The 19,644-nt window shown below is 29.4% G+C and carries 19 protein-coding genes and 1 tRNA gene; 6 read left to right on the top strand and 14 right to left on the bottom strand.

Annotated elements, in window-relative coordinates; genetic code table 11:
* Positions 1–2 precede the first annotated feature (2 nt).
* Both CALAG_RS01355 and fni read right to left on the bottom strand, forming a co-directional pair.
* Positions 3–1,019, bottom strand: a complete 1,017-nt coding sequence (locus CALAG_RS01355; RefSeq protein WP_015231957.1) for a polyprenyl synthetase family protein — start codon at positions 1,017–1,019, stop codon at positions 3–5.
* Positions 1,009–2,142, bottom strand: coding sequence for a type 2 isopentenyl-diphosphate Delta-isomerase (fni, locus tag CALAG_RS01350; protein WP_015231956.1), 1,134 nt, complete (start codon positions 2,140–2,142; stop codon positions 1,009–1,011). The genes CALAG_RS01355 and fni overlap by 11 nt, the downstream gene beginning before the upstream one ends.
* A 164-nt stretch (positions 2,143–2,306) precedes the next feature.
* Here fni and CALAG_RS01345 point away from each other — a divergent pair, with 164 nt between their 5' ends.
* Positions 2,307–3,635, top strand: coding sequence for a DEAD/DEAH box helicase (locus tag CALAG_RS01345; RefSeq protein WP_015231955.1), 1,329 nt, complete (start codon positions 2,307–2,309; stop codon positions 3,633–3,635).
* Positions 3,628–5,070, top strand: a complete 1,443-nt coding sequence (bax1, locus tag CALAG_RS01340; RefSeq protein WP_015231954.1) for an endonuclease Bax1 — start codon at positions 3,628–3,630, stop codon at positions 5,068–5,070. The genes CALAG_RS01345 and bax1 overlap by 8 nt, the downstream gene beginning before the upstream one ends.
* On the opposite strand, the gene CALAG_RS01335 is transcribed toward bax1, so the two are convergent.
* Both CALAG_RS01335 and CALAG_RS01330 read right to left on the bottom strand, forming a co-directional pair.
* Positions 5,067–6,500: an APC family permease gene (locus CALAG_RS01335; RefSeq protein ID WP_157463143.1), complete on the bottom strand. Its 1,434-nt coding sequence runs from the start codon at positions 6,498–6,500 to the stop codon at positions 5,067–5,069. The two genes, bax1 and CALAG_RS01335, sit on opposite strands and share 4 nt — an antisense overlap.
* A gap of 106 nt (positions 6,501–6,606) precedes the next feature.
* Positions 6,607–7,020 (bottom strand): hypothetical protein, encoded by a 414-nt coding sequence (locus tag CALAG_RS01330; RefSeq protein ID WP_015231952.1) that lies wholly within the window; start codon positions 7,018–7,020, stop codon positions 6,607–6,609.
* 145 nt (positions 7,021–7,165) lie between these two features.
* Here CALAG_RS01330 and CALAG_RS01325 point away from each other — a divergent pair, with 145 nt between their 5' ends.
* Complete coding sequence (locus CALAG_RS01325; RefSeq protein WP_015231951.1) at positions 7,166–8,902, top strand: chloride channel protein; 1,737 nt, start codon at positions 7,166–7,168, stop codon at positions 8,900–8,902.
* A gap of 13 nt (positions 8,903–8,915) precedes the next feature.
* On the opposite strand, the gene CALAG_RS01320 is transcribed toward CALAG_RS01325, so the two are convergent.
* Both CALAG_RS01320 and CALAG_RS01315 read right to left on the bottom strand, forming a co-directional pair.
* Positions 8,916–9,701 (bottom strand): aldose 1-epimerase, encoded by a 786-nt coding sequence (locus CALAG_RS01320; RefSeq protein WP_216475974.1) that lies wholly within the window; start codon positions 9,699–9,701, stop codon positions 8,916–8,918.
* 376 nt (positions 9,702–10,077) lie between these two features.
* Complete coding sequence (locus CALAG_RS01315) at positions 10,078–10,428, bottom strand: hypothetical protein (protein ID WP_015231949.1); 351 nt, start codon at positions 10,426–10,428, stop codon at positions 10,078–10,080.
* A gap of 141 nt (positions 10,429–10,569) precedes the next feature.
* Here CALAG_RS01315 and CALAG_RS01310 point away from each other — a divergent pair, with 141 nt between their 5' ends.
* Positions 10,570–11,043 (top strand): hypothetical protein, encoded by a 474-nt coding sequence (locus tag CALAG_RS01310; protein WP_015231948.1) that lies wholly within the window; start codon positions 10,570–10,572, stop codon positions 11,041–11,043.
* An 87-nt stretch (positions 11,044–11,130) separates the two neighbouring features.
* Here the strand turns inward: CALAG_RS01310 and CALAG_RS01305 are convergent.
* Both CALAG_RS01305 and CALAG_RS01300 read right to left on the bottom strand, forming a co-directional pair.
* Positions 11,131–11,205: transfer RNA gene (locus CALAG_RS01305), tRNA-Arg, on the bottom strand.
* Between the two features lie 44 nt (positions 11,206–11,249).
* Positions 11,250–11,633: an Sjogren's syndrome/scleroderma autoantigen 1 family protein gene (locus tag CALAG_RS01300; RefSeq protein WP_015231947.1), complete on the bottom strand. Its 384-nt coding sequence runs from the start codon at positions 11,631–11,633 to the stop codon at positions 11,250–11,252.
* Between the two features lie 133 nt (positions 11,634–11,766).
* On the opposite strand from CALAG_RS01300, the gene CALAG_RS01295 reads away from it, so the two are divergent.
* On the top strand, positions 11,767–12,951 hold the full coding sequence (locus tag CALAG_RS01295) for an MFS transporter (protein ID WP_015231946.1): 1,185 nt from the start codon (positions 11,767–11,769) through the stop codon (positions 12,949–12,951).
* A 4-nt stretch (positions 12,952–12,955) separates the two neighbouring features.
* On the opposite strand, the gene CALAG_RS01290 is transcribed toward CALAG_RS01295, so the two are convergent.
* The 3 genes from CALAG_RS01290 to CALAG_RS01280 form a co-directional block, all read right to left on the bottom strand.
* The gene (locus tag CALAG_RS01290) at positions 12,956–13,243 is read right to left on the bottom strand and encodes a MoaD/ThiS family protein (protein WP_015231945.1); all 288 of its coding nucleotides are present in this window, start codon (positions 13,241–13,243) and stop codon (positions 12,956–12,958) included.
* 174 nt (positions 13,244–13,417) lie between these two features.
* Positions 13,418–13,702, bottom strand: a complete 285-nt coding sequence (locus CALAG_RS01285) for a MoaD/ThiS family protein (RefSeq protein ID WP_015231944.1) — start codon at positions 13,700–13,702, stop codon at positions 13,418–13,420.
* Positions 13,703–13,729: 27 nt separating this feature from the next.
* Positions 13,730–15,607: an aldehyde ferredoxin oxidoreductase family protein gene (locus CALAG_RS01280; RefSeq protein WP_015231943.1), complete on the bottom strand. Its 1,878-nt coding sequence runs from the start codon at positions 15,605–15,607 to the stop codon at positions 13,730–13,732.
* 107 nt (positions 15,608–15,714) lie between these two features.
* Between CALAG_RS01280 and CALAG_RS01275 the strand changes: the two genes are divergently transcribed.
* Positions 15,715–17,043, top strand: a complete 1,329-nt coding sequence (locus tag CALAG_RS01275) for an MFS transporter (RefSeq protein WP_015231942.1) — start codon at positions 15,715–15,717, stop codon at positions 17,041–17,043.
* Positions 17,044–17,045: 2 nt separating this feature from the next.
* Here the strand turns inward: CALAG_RS01275 and CALAG_RS01270 are convergent, their stop codons facing one another.
* The 3 genes from CALAG_RS01270 to CALAG_RS01260 are packed head-to-tail and all read right to left on the bottom strand — an operon-like array spanning position 17,046 to position 19,518.
* Entirely contained in the window at positions 17,046–17,828 is a 783-nt protein-coding gene (locus CALAG_RS01270) for an ABC transporter permease (protein WP_015231941.1), read from the bottom strand.
* Positions 17,815–18,753, bottom strand: a complete 939-nt coding sequence (locus CALAG_RS01265) for an ABC transporter ATP-binding protein (protein ID WP_015231940.1) — start codon at positions 18,751–18,753, stop codon at positions 17,815–17,817. Before CALAG_RS01265 ends, CALAG_RS01270 begins: the two co-directional genes overlap by 14 nt.
* Positions 18,754–18,798: 45 nt before the next feature.
* Positions 18,799–19,518 (bottom strand): creatininase family protein, encoded by a 720-nt coding sequence (locus CALAG_RS01260; RefSeq protein ID WP_015231939.1) that lies wholly within the window; start codon positions 19,516–19,518, stop codon positions 18,799–18,801.
* Positions 19,519–19,644: the final 126 nt, after the last annotated feature.

Below are 19,644 nucleotides of genomic sequence, written 5' to 3'. Positions count from 1 at the left end.
CCCTATTTATCTCTATTAATTGAAAATTCTGCAAGTTCTTTAAGCGCTTTAAAAGATTCTTCATCTTTTATAATACCAAGAGTTTCAATAGAATTAAGTTTTTCTAAGGCATTATTGTAATAATTTTTCGCTAATTCTTCTGCATATTTTAAGGAGCCTGATTCCTTTATTATATCTGCTGCCTCCTTTATTTCTTCATCGCTTTGATTTCCAGTAAAAAGCTTCATGAAAAATTCCTTCCATTCTTTCTTTCTACTTGTTGCATATAATACTAAAATGGTTTTCTTACCCCTTCTTAGATCATTATAAACTGGTTTTCCTGTTTTTTCTGGATCCCCAAAAACTCCCAATATATCATCTTTTATTTGAAATGCTAAACCAGTAAATCTACCATATTCCCCAAGAAGCTCGATTATCTCATCATTAGAGTTAGATGCAATACCGCCTAATTTTGAAGATGCTTCTATAAGTGCACCTGTTTTAAGGTATATCATTTTAAGATAATCTTTTTCATCAACATCCCATGTTTTTTCGAAAAGGATATCATATCCTTGTCCTTCAGCAATTTTCTTAGAGCCTTCTGCTATAACTTCCACAGCTCTTGATACTTCCTTTTCATTCGCACCTGATTTAATAGCCAAATATGGTGTCAAGAATGCATATGAAAACATAAGATCTCCTGCTAATAGGGCCCAATTAATTCCATATACTTTATGAACAGTAGGTATTCCTCTTCTAAAATCATCGTTATCCATTATATCATCATGGACTAGACTGAAATTATGTAAAATCTCTACAGCAGATGCGTAATATACTGCCTTTGCTTCGCTTGTTGCACCTCCAAGAGCTTTTGAGGATGCAAGGGTTATCATTGGTCTTAATCTTTTTCCTCCTGCCTTTATGAGATGCATTGCAGCTTTATAAAGAAGTTCAGGCTCTCCTTTAAGTATATCTGAAATATATGAATCTATTAGTAGTAAGTATTTTTCACTTATTTTATTAAGCGTTTCATAAGACATAGTCTTTCATCCTCCATAACTTTGTGTATAGTCTCTTATTCAAATATTCATTTGGTTCTATCCCTCTCATTAATAGCTCGTCTTTTAACCTTCCCCAAATTGTTAATGGGGTCTTCCATAAAGAATAAACATTTTCTCCTCCAGATAAAAATATAGAAGTTTTAATTTGATATATTACATTTTTAATGTAATTTTCAATCCCTTTTTCTCCTTCAATTTTTAATATTTTTAATATGGGAAATGCCATTCCAGCTACATCTGCTCCCAATGAAATTGCTTTTGCAGCATCTAATCCATCCCTAATACCTCCACTTCCTATTATATAGGAATCAATTGCGCTTATTCTTGTCTCAATTATTGATAAGGCTGTTGGATTTCCCCAGAAATCAGCTAATTTTCCAGGCTCTTTTAAAGCAAACCCATGTTTCTTTCTAGATCTAATGCTTTCAGTTTTTATCCAATTAGTTCCTCCAAGGCCTGCTGTATCAAAACATTTAATTCCTATGGATCTTAATTCTCTAACTATTCCTTTATTTAATCCATTTCCAACTTCTTTTATTATTATTGGCACATTTAGTTGATCGTTTATTTCCTCTATTTTCGATATAAGATTAGAAAAATCTGTATCGCCCTCATCTTGATATGCTTCTTGTCCAGGATTTATATGAATTGCAATAGCATTTGCTTTAATCATTTCTATTGCTTTTACAAATTCTTTTATTCCATACCCCTTGTTAAGTTGTGCAACACCAATATTTGCAATAAGGAATGCATTTGGGGCATTTTCTCTGACTATGCTAAAGGAATGAGTTAAATTAGAATTTTCAATAGCTGCTCTTTGACTTCCTACACCCATTGCGATATTAAATTTATTTACAATTTTTGATATTGCATCATTTATTTTTTCTGCATCCGGATGACCCCCAGTTATTCCAGTAATAACTAATGGTGCACTTAATGTATATCCGCAAAAATCCTTGCTAAGATCTATATGATTTAAATCATGTTCTGGTAGTGGGTTATGGATAAGTCTGACATATTCTAATAATGTAGATTCTCTAGATTGTACATTTTCATTAACTACTATATCAATATGCTCCAATTTCCTTTCTGTTGTGCTCAAAATTTATCCCTTCTTGTTTCTCTAAGATGTTTATACATTTATTATTTTTACTTTTATTATAACCTATATAAATTTCTTTAGTTTAAAAATTCTTTATGAAATATGGATTAAAACTTAGAATTTATTAACTCATAATTTTATTAAATATAATTGAAGGAAGCAATATGGTAACGTTAAATTACTATAAAGGACTAATAGTTTCAGATACATATAATCCACAAATGAGATATGATGAAAGAATTAAGAAGTATGTAGCATTAGCTTATAAATATAAAGAAATTAATGATTATTATAAAGACTCTGGAATAAATATAAAAGACCATGTACTTCAACCTTTACCCTTTCCCATAATTAATGATAAAATAAAACTTAGAACATATCAAGAAAAAGCATTAGAATCTTGGCTAAAGACAAAAAGGGGTATAATAGTCCTACCAACAGGATCTGGTAAAACGCATGTTGCATTAAAGGCAATATCTCATTTAAAACAATCTACATTAATAATGGTACCTACAATTGATCTACTAGATCAATGGTACAAATCTATTGTAAAGGAATTAGGTACAACACCTGGTAGAATTGGTGGGGGTTATGATGATATAAATGGAATCACGATATCTACCTATGATAGCGCATATTCCAGGATTGATTCCTTGGGCAATAAGTTTTCATTTTTAATTTTTGATGAAGTACATCATTTACCTTCTGAAGGATATATGGAAATAGCTCAGCTTACACCAGCACCATATAGACTCGGATTAACAGCAACGCCTGAGAGAGAAGATGGTAGGCACGTTATGTTATTGGATTTAGTTGGGCCAATTGTCTATAGGATTAATACAGAAACCTTATCAGGTAAATACCTTTCTGAATATGATATTGAAAGAATTTATGTTAACCTAAAACCTGATGAGGAATTAAAATACAAAGAAATGAGATCTAAAATGAAGGATATACTTAATAGATTAAATATAGAATTAAGAGATCTTAATGATTTCAAAAGATTTTTATATTATGCATCAAGAAATAAACAGGCGAGAGAAGCACTTCATTTATGGTATGAATCTAATAACATAGCTATAAACTCAAATTCTAAAATTGAGAAACTAAAAGAATTACTTAAAGAATACAAAGAAGATAAAATAATTATCTTTACAAGGGATACTAATATGGCTTATAGGATTTCTAAGGAATTTTTAATTCCAGTTGTAACTTATAAAACGCCTAAAGATGAGAGAAAGGAAATACTTGATAACTTTAGGAATAATAAATACAAAGTAATAGTAGCATCAAATATATTTGATGAAGGTGTAGATATACCAGATGCAAATTTAGCAATAATAGTTGGGGGATATGGAACAAGAAGACAGTTTATACAAAGATTAGGAAGAATTCTTAGAATGAAAGAAGGTAAAAGGGCAAAATTGGTTGAAATTGTGACAAAAGGTACATCAGACTATAGCCTTAGCTTGAGGAGAAGGAAAGATGTTTAGCACTGATTTATTAAGAGTTAAATATAGAAAAGATAAGGTATACCTTAATTATTTATCAGAAGAAAACTATGATCTAGTAGAAGAAATAATGTCAGTTATTAAAGAAAACATTTTAGTAGGTGAATTTAATGAAGAAATAAAGTACTTGAAAAAAGCTTATGATCCTAAATTGGTAGAAGGAATAGCAACTTTATTATTAAGGAAAAGTGTTATAGAAAGCAAATCTCCTATAGATCCTAAAATTATTAGATCCAGAATATTTTCATATGGACCTATAATTGATGAAAAAGAAAAAATGAAGGTATTAGATAAAATTAAACAAGATTTAGGAGTAGATCCTATGAAATATATTTTTTCTGATCTAGAAGAGGAAATGGTAATAAAAAGTGTGCCAAAAATTGATCTAGAAGATTTGATAAGGGAGTATAATTTTGAATTACTTCAGACAGCATTGATGAAAACATTAAAAGTTAATGTTTATATAAGCAACAAATGGAAAGAATTATTGTTTAATGCAAAGAAACTAGGTCTTATGTATAATGCTTATAGCGATCCATTTAATGTTGAAATTTATGGACCAGCATCCTTGCTTAGGCTTACAGAAAGATATGGCAGATCAATATCAATGTTATTGCCTATCATAATATCTAATAAAAATTGGAGGATTAAAGGCGAATTTGTTGGTAAATATAATAGGGTTTATTTGTTGGAGGCAAATAGTAATGATGCTCTCTTCCCATTAAATCAGCAGCAAAACATCTCATTTGATAGCAGTATAGAAAAAGATTTCTATTCTAAAATGAAAGTAGTTGCTAGCGATTGGGAAATAATAAGAGAACCAGAACCTTTAATAGCTAGTAATTCTGTTTTTATACCAGATTTTCTGTTAGTTAAAAATAATGTTAAAATATACGTTGAAATAGTTGGCTTTTGGACGAAGGAATATTTGAGAAGAAAATCAGAAAAAGTAAAAGAAATCAAATTGCCATTGATCTTAATAGTTGATGAATCTTTGGGTTATGAGGATTTCAAAAATGAAAATGTAATAAAATTCAAAAAGTCAATAAATATAGCGAGCGTTTATTATTTAATAAATAAAATATATGATAATTTAATAAAAACAAATTCTATAAAATATGATTATAATATAGAATTAAAAGAAGATATAGTAACGTTTGATGAAATATCCAAAAAATTTAATATTCCAAAGGAAAAAATAAGGGAAGAAGGTTTTAACATTAAAGGATATACAAAATTAAAGAAGATATTTATTAAAAATGATTTTTTGCAAAACTTAAAGGATAAAGACTTTAATAATCTTAAATTATCTCAATTGATAAATCAATATGGGGATTGGATTTTAGATGTATTAGATTTTTTTGGATATCAAATTAAATGGATAAATATTACAGATGCTATAGTTAAAAAGGTTTAATGATTGTGGTTCTGTTTTATACTATCAACGATCTCAGCATATAAAAATCCTATAATAATCCAACCCATAAATAAGTTTTCAACTATTTTGTTTACTGTAGCCATTGAATATAATAACACTATTAATGAAAATAGAATTGCGGATATGCCAATTATTAAATCTGTTGTTTTATTTATTATGAAATTAAAAATTTTTTCTATAGCATAAGTTCCAATAATTTTCGCTCTGTTTTTAAGGTCTCTTATGGATGAAAGAACTAAAGAAAAATTAGCAGATAAATGAACAAAAACGTTTGAAAGACCAGCGATGGCTCCAAACTCTAAAAACAAATAAAATGGATTCTTTATTGTAATTAAACCTAGGAATGATATTGCTCCATATATTATAGCTGTCAATATAGATGCCATTATTGGTTCATTACCTCTTAACCATGTAAACACGCTAGGGAGCATTTCCTTTTGCGCCATTGCATAAACAGTTCTTGAAGTTCCAAGCATGAAAGATAAAGAGGCTAAAATTCCGTCGCTTATAGCCGCATAAATCATAAAAATTAATGCAATTATTCCAAAGTTTTCTTTTAAAAGATTTAATATAGGGACGGAACTAGTAATAATGCTTGAAAGCTGAGAAGTGTATAGACCAGCATCAATTAAGCCATATATCGCAAAACCTGTAACTAATCCTCCTACAATAATTACCAGCAAAGCAGCTCTTCCTATATCTTTATGGTTAATTGATTCCTCGGAAAGAGGTGTAATAGAACCATAACCGGTTGGAATTCCAATTGCAAACAATATAGCCAAGGCTATTTTATTTATAGAAGGAACCTTTTGGATTGGATTGTAAAAATGAAAATGAGCCAAGTAAATACCAATTATAGAAATTAATGCAATAAACGCAATTTCTATTATACCAGAAAATTCTGCATATTTTGCAGATGGTTTAGTTCCCATGATTAAGAATGTAATAGCTGGAATAAAAACAATTAAAGCTGAAATTAATGGATTTAAATTAAATACATAATGTAATAGAAAGCTCGCACCAACAATATATGCAGAGCCGTAAAAGGCTGAATAAAATATGTACATCCAACCGGTTTCCAAACCTAACCTTCTGGTAAGGCTATACATTGCGTAAATATAATAACCACCTGCTTCTTGATATTTTTTCGATAATTTATATACGACTAATCCATTTATTAAAACTAGCAAGGCCCCTAAAATTATAATTAATGGTGAAAATAGAAATGAGTATATTATAACACCGGTTGCATATGTTAACAATGAAAGAAAAGGAGCTTGTCCTCCTAATGATAAGAAAAAGAGATCCCTAAATGAAAGTTTTCTCTTTAAAGTTGTAGTTCTTCTTAGTCTTAGATAATTAGCTATTGAGTCTGTTTCTGCTGGCTTTGGATCGCTTTCGTCTAACATTAATTTTTGCACCAATCTCTTCAGCAAATAATAGAAAGTTGGTTAAAATGGTTTTTATCTTTTAGATAATAAAACGCTTATATTTATTTAAAAGCTAAAATTTCTTCTAAGTAGAATTAGAAATCTGATAGTTAACTATCCTATTTAATGCATCCTCGCTTCCTTTCTTGAAATGATTTACTTCCCAAAAAGACAGAAACTTATATATTCCATTAAATTTAATATCCCATTCATTTATTAATTTTCCTTTATCAATTTTTAATATTGATTTACCCTTAAAAGGGCCATCCAAATAGTAAGAGATTACTTCTTTATTTTTTTCATTTAATTCATATTTTACTCTTGCTTTGGATGGAAATACAAATTCTACTATAGCCTCTATAGTATTATTGTCTTGATGTATTATATTAATGCTTTTATGCCCATGCCAATATTTAGGTATGCTTTTAATATCAGCAATTAATTTCCATAACTCGTTTGAATCTTTATTAAATTCCTTTTCTAATCTAAAATATACCATTTTTCCTCATCTTTTAATTGATTATCATTAGTTTATATTTATTCGTATTAACAAATAATTTTAATCATATAGCTTTAAATTCTTAATATTAATAGATAATCATAGAATGCTTAATTACCAAAATTTCGGCGATTGGGTGTAAATCGTGAAAAAAATCGCAGATTTGCCATATTTCGAAAAATGGTTTATTTATGGATTAATAATAGGTATTTCTATTGGTCTAATAGATCTCTCACTATATTATTTAAACGTTTATGTTATAGAAAAAATGATAATGGAAGATATTATAGGAATCCAAATCCCTCATCCAGACAAATTTATCTATTTTAATTATTTTTTATCATTAAAAAGATTAATATTTGTTCCAATTATTGTTGGTATTTCGGCTCTTATATCAGTTTTAGTATCAATTGCAATGAAAACAAAGGAAGTAGGAAGCGATATAGCTATAAAAGCATTTCATAATGGGAACAAAATTAAGCCAATAGAGATACCTGCATCAATTATATCATCATCAATAACAATAGGTCTAGGTGGTAGCGCAGGGAGAGAAGGGCCTGCTTCTCATGCGGGAGCAGGAATTGGGCAGTTAATTATCAATTTTTTTGGTGGTAATCCAGAAGATAGAAGATTAGCTACTGCTGTTGGTATGGGGGCTGCGATAGGTGTTATATTTAAAACTCCCTTAGCTGGAGCATTTTTAGCAGGGGAACTTTTATATAAAAGAGACATAGAACCTAACGTCATTTATCCTGGCTTGATTGCATCAAGTGTTGGTTATGTTTTATTTTCATCTGTTACCGGTTTTTCTCCAATATTCGGAACATATACATTACCTTTTTCTCCAGAAAGGCTCCCTCTTTATATCATATTAGGATTAATTTGCGGAGGAATTGCTGTTTTATATCCAAGTTTATTATTTGGAATTAAAAAGTTTATGGATTCAAAATATAAAAATCAAATAGAAAAAGCTCTAATTGGGGGAGTAATAGCTGGGATAATAGCCCTGGTTTTTCCTGAAGTTATGGGAGAAGGTTATGGTTGGCTTTGGGAAATATCAAACTATAATATGGCCCCCTCTTTGTTCCCATTTATTTTAACTATATTTTTGTTACCATTTGCAAAAATATTAGCAACGTCTTTTACTATAGGATCTGGTGCTAAAGGAGGAATTTTTGCTCCAGGAATTGTTATTGGAGGATTTACAGGTTTGGCTGTTGGATTTGCTTTTCATTTTATGTTTCCCTCTATAGTTTCTAGTCCTATGCCATTTATGATTGTGGGCATGCTTTCAACTCTTGGTGTTGCTGTTAATGCGCCTTTTAGTGTTATAATTATGGTAGTTGAAATGACAGGTGGGCTTCAATTATTGCCTGCAGAGATGATAGGACTTGCATCAGCTTATCTTGTTGCTAGAAATAGTAAAGGATTATTCGTTGAACAGCCTTTTAATAGATCAGAATCTCCAGCACATTCATTAGAGTTCTCAATTCCATTATTAACAAAAATAAAAGTTTCTGATGTAAAGATTTCAAAAATTTATTTAAAACCAACTGATAACGTAAAGAAAGCAATGAATATGATGAATTCTTTAAATCTATTTAGTTTACCAATTGTAGATGATTTAAATAATTTAGTCGGTATAGTAATGCTATCTAATATAATTAAAGCCAAAGAAGATGAATGGGTTGCTAAATATGCTACTCCTGCCCCAAACTATATTAGGTTGAACTCTTCTATTTATGAAGCATTAGAAAGTATGAAAAACTCTAGATATGCAATAGTAATGGAAAATGGCAAGTTTCAGGGTATTTTGCTTTTAGATGATATTGCTAATACATACAGAGAATATATGGAAAAATTAAAAATAAATAATAGATGAACACTTTTTACAATTATTTAAGAGATATGATAAATGAATAGTATTTCTTCTCTCCAGGTTTAATTATATATAGACCTATTTTATTATGATAAGCATCAGGAATACCACTCATGGGTTCTAATGCAACAGCCCCTTTTACACCCGTATAGATTTGAAAATATGGCATGTCAGTAGTTTCTATCTGTAGATTAATGTTGTCAGAACTTAATTCAACCATATTACCTATATAAAAACAGTCATCATAATCAATATTTCCCTCTATTTCATAATATATGAATTCCCCATTAGGTATTTTATTAAATAATAGGCACTTCTTCACCTTCTTCGGATTAATTTTCCAATATCCTTCAATTAGAAAATAAGGATGAGCACCTACAACTAAAGGTGCATTGCTATTGCCATTATTTGTTATAAAGAACTCTGTTTCTAAATTTGAATTTCCTATGCTATATTTTACTTCTATTTCAAGTCTCGTGGGATAACCTTCATCTTCTAATGTATATGATAAAGAAACAGAATCTTTATTAGCCTTAAGGATACTGAATTTTTTATCTAACACTAAGCCATGAATAGCATTACCTTCTTTATTCTTTTTTAGAAAATATTTTTTACCATTGAATTCATATTCTGCACCTTTTATCCTATTAGCAAAGGGAATTAAGATTGCCATTCCTCCATGAGTAGGATTAATTATGTTTCCTGGAAGTAATATGTTTTTCCCATTTAATGTTAATTTTTCTAAATAAGCGCCAATTTCATTAATAATAGCCTCAGATTTATTATTTTTTATTGTTAACACTTTTATCACTATTACAATATTTTAGCTTAAAATATCTAAAAGTTTTTCTCATATCATATAATAACTTATATTTTAAGCTAATATTTATTTACTTTATAATTTTTTTAAAATAATTATACAAGTAATTATAGTAAACTATTGGTTAAACTAAATTGGAATATAATGAGTATGTTTATAAAAATAAAAGTTGCAATATGTTGTCCTAAATGTAGATAAAGAAAAAGTTATCATAGTTTGTTTAAATGCCATTCTGATTAAGAAAATGAAGAGAAGCCTAGCAATTAGAATCACTATGGAAAGGAGCTATTCACCTCTCGAGTCCCCTCAAGATTCTGATTAAATATTATATTTTAGTTATTTTAGGGGACTCCATATTTTACGGTGAATAGGATGTCAGAAATGATAAGATGTTCTTTAATGATTCCTTTATGTAATCATTATTACAATTATTTAATACACTCTCTATATTCTTTTTTATTGTTTGATCATATAATGATATAGAAGATTTCATGTATGATAACTTAATCGCGCTCTTGCATGATATAAATTCTATGACCTTTTTTAGATTGCTGCAATCTATAGATTGCGAATTAAATTGATCACAAAATTCATATTTATCAAGATAACTAGTTTTTATTTTAAATAATGAGCTAAAAATAAGTTTCGCATTAAGGTTAATATTATTTATATTATAATCATCAAATAGGGTATAGTAGGTTTCTCCCACCTTGAATACACCTACTAAAACTTAATTTAGTGGAGAAACTATTTAAAACTTACTCTATAATTTATATTTATTCAGTATAAAAACAAATATTAAAAATATATTAAGACTTATAATGATTATAAATATGGAAAGGTGGCGTTATTGATTAAATTGAAAGAACCTCCAAAAATTAAAATTTTGGAAGCTGCAGGAGCAATAGCAGATGGCAGAGTACATATAACAAAAGCTGATAATGAATATATTTTGGCAAAAGTTATAAGCAGTGAAAAAGATAAGGAATACAAAATAGTAATAAAGAAAACTGAAGAAAGTTTTGTTGTATATAGCAATGATAATGGTACGAAGCTAAGAGGTTATGTAGGATACCCTATAATATCAGTTATGATGTTGTTAGGTATATTAAGTAGGGATCAAAATATAGAAGAGGCTCTTAAAGGCATAGATTGGAGAAAATTAAATGAAACTTATAAAAAATACAATATAGTTGAGGAAATTGTTTTGAAAAAATCTGAAAATAAGGTACCAAGATCCTATATATTAGAATTTAGAAAAAATGTTATGAAGGAATTAGAAAATATGAATATATATTATGATGAAAACTTGTCTAATGAGTGATTATTAAAAGAATAAATAAATTTAAAATTTAATTATTTAAAAAATTTATAAATTTAAAGTAAATGATTTTTATGACTTTAATATTTATGGGCCCGGCGGGATTTGAACCCGCGCCCTTCAGCTCCGGAGGCTGACACTCTATCCTGGCTGAGCTACGGGCCCAACTTCAATATTAAAATTGTTACTAATAAATTTAATAATAAAAATTATTTTTTATCTTCTTTCTGATTTTGTTTGCTGAATATATCTTTTCTCAGCATTATAATTCTCTCGGTCGATTCCATTATTTTTAACAGATCGCTAATTTCATCTATATCATCTTTATTAATATTTTCCCTAATTTTAATTGAAATAAAATATTCAAGAGACTTCAAAGTTTCGTCAACCTCTATATCTTTTGCTTCTTCTTCACTTTCCACAACATATACCTTTCCATGAACTGGACAAACAATTTCACCTTTTTTTGTTTGAAATAGAGGTAAACCACATACAGGACAAGTTTTATCTAACATAGCAGCCCCTTGAGCAAGAAGAGAAGTCATCTTTTTTACTACTTCAGGATTATCTCTAAGATCTTGCTTATTACTCATTTTGTCCCCTGCTATATTAATAAAATAGTAAAAATAAAATATTGCTATGAAATATGGATTCGAATTTATGAGTATAAATTATTTATATACAAATTTAAAATCCTCTTTTATTGCTATACTGTGGCGATAAGCGATGGATAATAAGTCAAGTGATGTAAACAACATCTTAATATCAATTGCCATAGTTATAATCTTAATAACCTTCGGAGTTAGGGCGTCAAATAATATGATCGGTACAACTATGCCTTTGTTAGCCAAAAAACTTTTTAATTTTAATAACACTAAAATAGGTTTATTAGCTACAATTTTCATGGGTTTTACATTTATAATGAGCAATTTTATAAATACGAAAATTAAAAGTAAAACAAGGAAAAAATTATTTATTATATCAAGCATCATATATACCCTAACATTTCCTTTATTTTATATGTCTAACCAAATAACGATTTGGTTAGTTGCTGCCTTAGCAGGTTTTACCATTGGTGCATTGATGCCAAATTTGATAACTTCTGCTGGTTTGTTTGAGGATAGAAGAATAAGAGAAAGGATGCTAGCAATATACTCTCTCTCATTAAGTACTTCTCTTTTAATAGGTCCAGCTATTGAAGGTTTTATATTAAGATATTATACTTTAAGACAATCCTTCCTGTTCTTTACGATTATTTCTGCCTTAGTTCCAGTATTATCTCCATTTTTAAGATTCCCTGATGAAGATCACGAATCTAAAATTGATACTTCATTTGGGAAAATCCTTAAAAATAATGGTTTTAAGGTAGCTCTTTTAAATAATTTAACTTATCAAGTACCGTTCGCATTCATATTAACTTTTGATGGGATTTATGCAGAAAATGTATTTCATGCCAGTAACTCAATAGCAATATTATTATACTCTGTATTCTTTATAACGTCATTCCTTGGGAGATTGCTTTTAGCTATCAGGCCTCCATCGAATATAAAATTATTAATAGAAACATCTGTAACCTTAACTATAATAGGACTTATAGTAGCTTTTCTATCACCAAACATATATATATTTGTAGTTGCATTATTAATTTTAGGTATACCTCATGGATTTACATATACATTAAGCATAATCACATTATCAAGGACTTTTGATATAAATCTGAGAAATGCTGCAAATAGCTACTTCTTTTCTACAATGATGGTTATAGGTGCTATATTGCCTAGCTTACTTGGTATTTTAGTAGATATAACCAGCTTAAGAATTGGGTTCATAGCTATACTTCCAATAATCATAGCAGTTTTTTACGTTACAGAGATTTATTCAAGAAAGACAAAAGAGCTAAAAGTGTATTAATCCTTTATTTTATTCCTCCTCCTGCAGGTGGAACAATGGCTATAACATCGCCATCTTTTAATCCTGTATTTATTCCTTCATCCATATATCTGTATTCCCTTCCATTTATTAATATAGAAACATTATCAACTAATTTTCCTTGGCTCATGATTTGATCTTTAATTTTAGGATTATTTTCTATCATATAATTGATTACATCGATAAGTTTTGGTTTTTGTTTGAATTCTATTTCTGTTTCAAATTTTTTTGTAATCATATAAAGGGTTCCCATAGTTAAAACTTTTATTTTCACTTCTTCTCCCAAACAATTTATAAAAATAAAAGGTAATAAATAATTTTTAATATATTTATTGATCGCGTAAATATATATTAAAAATAGGATAATGTATTTGTTAGTTTTAAAATTTTAAAAAATAAATAATTGGAAAAGGAATATATGCTGTCTATGTTTTAAAATTTTAAAAAATTATAGTGCAAAATAAGCTAATGGGGAAAATAATATTTCATCATTTTCATTTAGTGAAGTATTCAATCCATTTAAAAATTCAGCTCTTCTCCCATTTATTAAAATCATATTTGGATACTTTATTTCATTACCATTAATTATTTTTTCTTTAAAGCCATTTTTTATGTTATTATTAATGTAATCAATAATATCTAACAATGTTGAATTATTTTTTACATCTAAAAGTAATTCATGTTTTCCAATGAATTTGTAATAGTCAAGAATAAATTTCACCTTTATTATCAAAATTTTCACCTAATAAAAAAGAAAAAATTATCTGTTTAAAAATTCTCCTAATCCCAATTTAATTATAATGTCTTTGCTTGGTACTCCATTATCCCAATTTCTTAGTTTATAATATTCTGGTAAGAAGAAGTCAAGCCACTCTTTACCAGGATGACCCTTAGCTGGCCCTTCCGGTAAGGATTCTTCATATAATCTCTTAGGCAATGTATCTATATACCCTCCTTCCTGAACATCGAATAGTCTTTCTGCATTATATATTCTCTCTCCTGTAATCATTAATTCTTCACCAGTCATATCTTCCCATCCTGTTATAGCTTTGATTACTTCAACATAATCATTTGGACCAGTTCCAAATACGTTAAACTTACATATAACTAAAGAATCAACAATTGTAAACCAATCCTGTTGATCTTTTACACCCTTTACCTTTTTAATATCTTTTGCTAGTGGATCCCATTTTTCAGGAGAACCAATCATATCAAATGCAACACTATATGATCTTAAATGGCATCCCCCTCTGTTTGCGGTTGCATAGCTTAAGGCCATGCTATTTAATGCCCTAGGATCATAAGCTGGTAACTCTAGACCTTTAACATGAATTGCAACATCTGGTTTACCAAAATGTTCTGCTAATCTCTTAGCTCCTTCTGCAACAAGATCTCCAATTTTATTTCTATAAGCAGCTAAATAAATTAATTCTATTACTGCATCTTTATTTCCCCAAGTAGGCTCAATTCCGCTAATGTTTAGCAAATCTAAAAGTTCTTTTTCCTTATCTTTATCAAGTTTTCCTTGTTTTGCAAGCTCATATAATTCCATTAATGTTGAAACTGTATTACCGAAGCTTATTGTATCAAATCCCATGTCGTTTTCTAAATAATTCATTTTTATTATAGATGCAATATCACCATTTAAGATATTAGCACCATGAGCCCATGTAGTTTCATATTCTGGGCCTTCGCTAAGTGCCGTCTTATAGGGTCCTTCTGGAACCTCTGATACTCTAGAGCATTGTATTGTACACCCCCAACATCCTTTCCTAGCTTTTAGATAGCTTTCTGCTAAATGCTCTCCGCTTATATCAAATGCCTTTTCATAAATACCTTGTGTCCAATTCTTAGTTGGTAAGCCACCTAACGCATTTGTCATATTCATTAAAACTAGAGTCCCTAGCTGTGTAAGTGCTTGAGAAACTGGATTTGACATAATTTTGTCAGTTAATTTTTTAGCTTCATTAGTAAATTTCTTAGGATCATACATTTCCTTTAATAAATTCCTTTTTCCATAAGCCCATATAGCCTTTAATTTTTTATCTCCTAATACTGCTCCTAGACCAGTTCTACCAGCGGCTCTATATCTATCATTCATTATTGCAGCGATCCTTGATTTATTTTCTCCTGCTGGGCCAATAGATAATATGCTTCCCATAGTTTCGCTAGTCATATTTACTTTTTCTCTTATAATTCTTTCAGTATGATGTACTCCTTTTCCCCAGAGTTCTTTAGCATCATTAAACTTTATATCACCATTTTCAATTCTTAACCAAACTGGATCTTCGCTTTTACCCTCTATAATTAATCCATCAAAACCTGCAAATCTAAGCCAAGGACCAAAATCTCCTCCGCTATTTGCATCTCCTAAATAACCAGTTAAAGGACTCTTTCCAACAACATGATATCTTCCAGATTCATATGCCCCTGTTCCAGTTAAAGGTCCTGTCAATATGAAAATCATGTTTTTCTCATCAAAAGGGTCAATACCTTTGGGTATTTCTTTAAGTGCTAAATAAGTTCCTAATCCTCTTCCTCCAATAAAATTTCGTAATAATTTATCATCAATTTTTTCCTCCTTCCAACTATGATCAGATAAATTTATTCTAGCTAACTTAAAATACAATAAAATCACCTCAATCCTATTATTTAATGTATACAAAGGGTTATATATTTTTTTATCCGATATAAAAAACTTTATAAAGAAAAGTTTTTTACTACTGTTAGTAGTAAATCAATTGGGTGAAAATCTTGTCGGATATAATAAAAATCGTTGATAAAATGGGATGGAATAGAACCTTAACATTAGCATTCTTATCGCTGGGTATTGGATTTTTTATGTGGGGGGTTATAACAACACTAGGAATATTAACTTATCCTGAATATCATAATGTATATTACCTAGTTTATGTTTCTTCAATACCATTAATTGGTGATCTTTTATTATCAAGATTATCAGACATTTCATTGGGCAGGAAAACAACATTTTTTATAACAATGTTTCTGTATTCTTTAGGATCAATAATTTTTATTTTAAATTCTGCTTTTTGGGGCTCTAATATTTATGTAACATTGGCCGCCTATACCATAGCCATTATAGGAGTTGAGGGTGAAGTACCAGTTGCACTATCTCTAATTGCAGAGCTTTTTCCATTAAAATATAGGGAGAAAATGCTGGTTATATTGCCAAATTTCGACAATATAGGGGCAGTGATAGCATCTTTAATTGCATTCCTAACTTATTATGTAAGTTCATCATTTGCAATTGAGGGAATATCGATGGGAATCGTTGCTTTAGTTGGGGCATTAATTGCCATAATTGTAAGATTTTCTCTACCTGAATCTATAAGATGGCTGGTCGTAAAGGGAAAAACAAATAAGGCAAAAGACGAATTAAATAAAATTAAAGGTGGTCTAAATATTCAGGAAGAACCAATAAATTTAAACATTACAAAAAATACAAGTTTGGGTTTTAGGTATTCCTTTTTAGCAATAATAGGCATATCTCAGTATTTAACTTATGGCCTTATGGCATATGTTATTGCAGACTACTATTTCACTGGTTTATCGCTAGATTTGGTAGTATTATTTGCTAATGTAGGAGCATCTATTGGAGGAGTCGTTGCTATGATGTTAGTTGATAAGCTTGGTACAAGGAAATTTGCAACCATTTCATATTTAGGAGGATTTTTAACGATGATACCTGTATTAATTTATGTAGCATTATTTAAGAACTATATAGTAATGTTCTATCCTCTTCTATTCCTAAATATGATATTTAGTGAATTCGGATGGGCAGTAAGAACAGTATATGAACCAACTCTTATGCCAACAAGATCTAGAGCATTTCTTGTAGGCCTGATAAGAGCACCAATAATGTTAATATATACAATATCAGTATATTTAACAGCTTCATTTACAGAATTAGAATTTGTAATATACAATATGATTTTATGGGGGATTGGCGCACTAGCTGCTGGGGCATGGCATATCTTTGGATATGATATTAATAGAGTTCCATTAGAGAAAACTTCTGGAGAAGAAAAAATATCGCAAAAAATTATCCAATGATCTTATTCAAACCTAATTTCAGATCTCATATATGAATATCTTGCAATCAATATTAATAATATTGATAATATTATTAACCCTATTAACTCATATATATCTATTATGCTAATATCAGTAGGTTTTATAGTCTTTAGGAATCCATCTCTCATCAAATTTGCGATATATGTCAATGGGTTTAAGTAAAAGATATATTCTAAGATTTTGGGCAAAGAGGAAGCAGGGTAAAAAACTGTGGATGCGAAATTTATTAAAAATATTATTAATATTTGAATACTATTGTATGCATTTTGAGATTTTATATATGAAGCTAAGATAAGCATAAAGGATCCGAACAATAAAGATCCAATGATTAAAACTGAAACCATTATTAACAATCCTAAAATAGAAAAGGTGAGACCAGGTATAATGAAATATGATATTATTATTAGAACTGCATTTCCCATTATTGCAAATATTACTGTACTTAAAATTAATCCCAGCAAATAATCCGTTCTAGTGAACGGCATTGCTAATATCTGGGCCAAAGAACCCCATCTTCTATCAAACCATAGCATCGATCCGGTAGCAGTTCCTGCTATTAAAGTCTCATAGGCAAGCATTCCTGGAGCTAAAAATTTTGCATAGCTTATATAAGATAACCCCATAGAAGAAAGCATTGAACCGTATCCATAACTAAAGAATATTAAGAACATTGCTGGCATTCCAACCAAAATTAACCAAGTTCCTGGATCGCTGTTTACCATTATGTTTCTAATAATTAATCTAATGATTTTAGGATATGCCATTTTCTTCACCTATAACGTTTAAGAAGACGTCTTCTAATGTATTTTCTCTTATATTTAGCCATTCTATTCTACCATTAATTTTTCTAACCTCATCTATTATAGTTTCAACAACTTCATATGGATTTTCTGTTAATATTATAAGTTTATTTTCATTCATTTTTACAAGGTTTTTAGAATCATTGATTTTATCAATAATTTTTTCTTGATTTACACCTTTTATTATAAATTCAACGGTTTTTTTACCACCATATTTTGCCTTTAGGTTTTCAACAGTATCCATTGCTACTATTTTTCCCTTATCTATTACAGCTATTCTATCGCACAAATATTCTGCCTCTTCTAGCATATGAGTTGTAAAAACAATTGTTAATCCTCTGTTTACCATTTTTTTAATATAATTCAGCAAGTTTCTTCTCATCACAACATCTAAACCTACTGTTGGTTCATCTAAAAACAATATATCCATATCATGCAAAAACTCTCTCGCAACTTGTATTCTTCTTCTTTCGCCACCTGACAAATCAAGAACATTTTTCTTTCTAACCTGTTCCAAATCAAAGATTTTTAATAATTCTTCTGTTTTCCTTTTAATTTCCTTTTTACCTAATCCCCACAGAATTCCATATATATCAAAGTTCTTTTCTACTGAAGTGAATTCTATGCTAGGTAATTGTTGAACTAGTCCAATCCTCTTCCTTATCTCTAAACCATCTTTTCTTATGTTATAACCTAAAATGTTTACATTTCCTTTGGTTGGCATTATTAATGTAGTTAAAATTTTTATAGTTGTTGTTTTTCCCGCACCATTTCTTCCCAATAAACCAAAAACTTCTCCTTTTTTTACTGTAAACGAAATATCATCTAATACATATTTTTTCCCATCATATGTATGTTTTAAGTTCTCAACGACTATAGCATCTGTCATTTTTTTCTACCTTTAATTTTCTACCTCTAATAAATTGTTTTTATTTTATTTACTTATTAATTTGTAAACATCTTCAATAATCTTAGAAATTTCCTCAATAACACTTTCAAGCCATTGCCTTCCTTTTTCTTTATCACCTTTTGTTGCTCCTCCTAATACGGCATTTGGATAAAGGTAATTTTCAATTATCGGGGATTGTACTGAAACCTTTGGTATCCAAGAGGGAACATAATCTTTTGCATATTTCATATCTACATCTTCTCCTTCTATGTATAACATTGCACTTGTTTCATCATCGCCTGCATGACCTGGTTCTTTAAATAATTTCTTTCTAGTTTCTTGAGCTACATCTTTCCACCAATCAATTATAATATAGGTTACATTCATGCTATAAGCAGCTTCTTTTGCTGCAATATTTAATAAGCTACTGTTACCTCCATGGCCATTTATAATGCTGATCAACTTATATCCATTTCTTGCAATTTCTTTTAAAACGCTGAATGTATATTGCTTAAACGCTTCACTATCAACATTTATAGTTCCTGGGAATTTAGCCAAATATATAGAAGAACCATACCATATTGGTGGATATAGGTGTGCATTTATCTTTTTTGCAACTTCTTCTGCAATATAGGAAGCCTCAGTTGTATCAGTGCCAAGTGGTAAATGATCTCCATGCCTTTCAAGAGAACCTATTGGGATTATAGCTATACTTTTTTCTAGTTTATCAAATTTATTACCACTAACCCTCCATATATATTCCACTCTTATCCCCATTAGCTTATGTTTTTATATAGGTCTAATAAATGATCATGTTTTATCTAGATAAATAATTTATTTACAATTTGTATGAAAATGATGCATAATTTTGGAAAATAAATTTTAAATTAA

It is taken from the genome of Caldisphaera lagunensis DSM 15908 (genome assembly GCF_000317795.1).
GTDB classification, from domain to species: Archaea; Thermoproteota; Thermoprotei_A; order Sulfolobales; family Acidilobaceae; genus Caldisphaera; species Caldisphaera lagunensis.
Note: the sequence above shows the minus strand (reverse complement) of the source record. Positions and strands in the feature narration are given on the sequence as shown.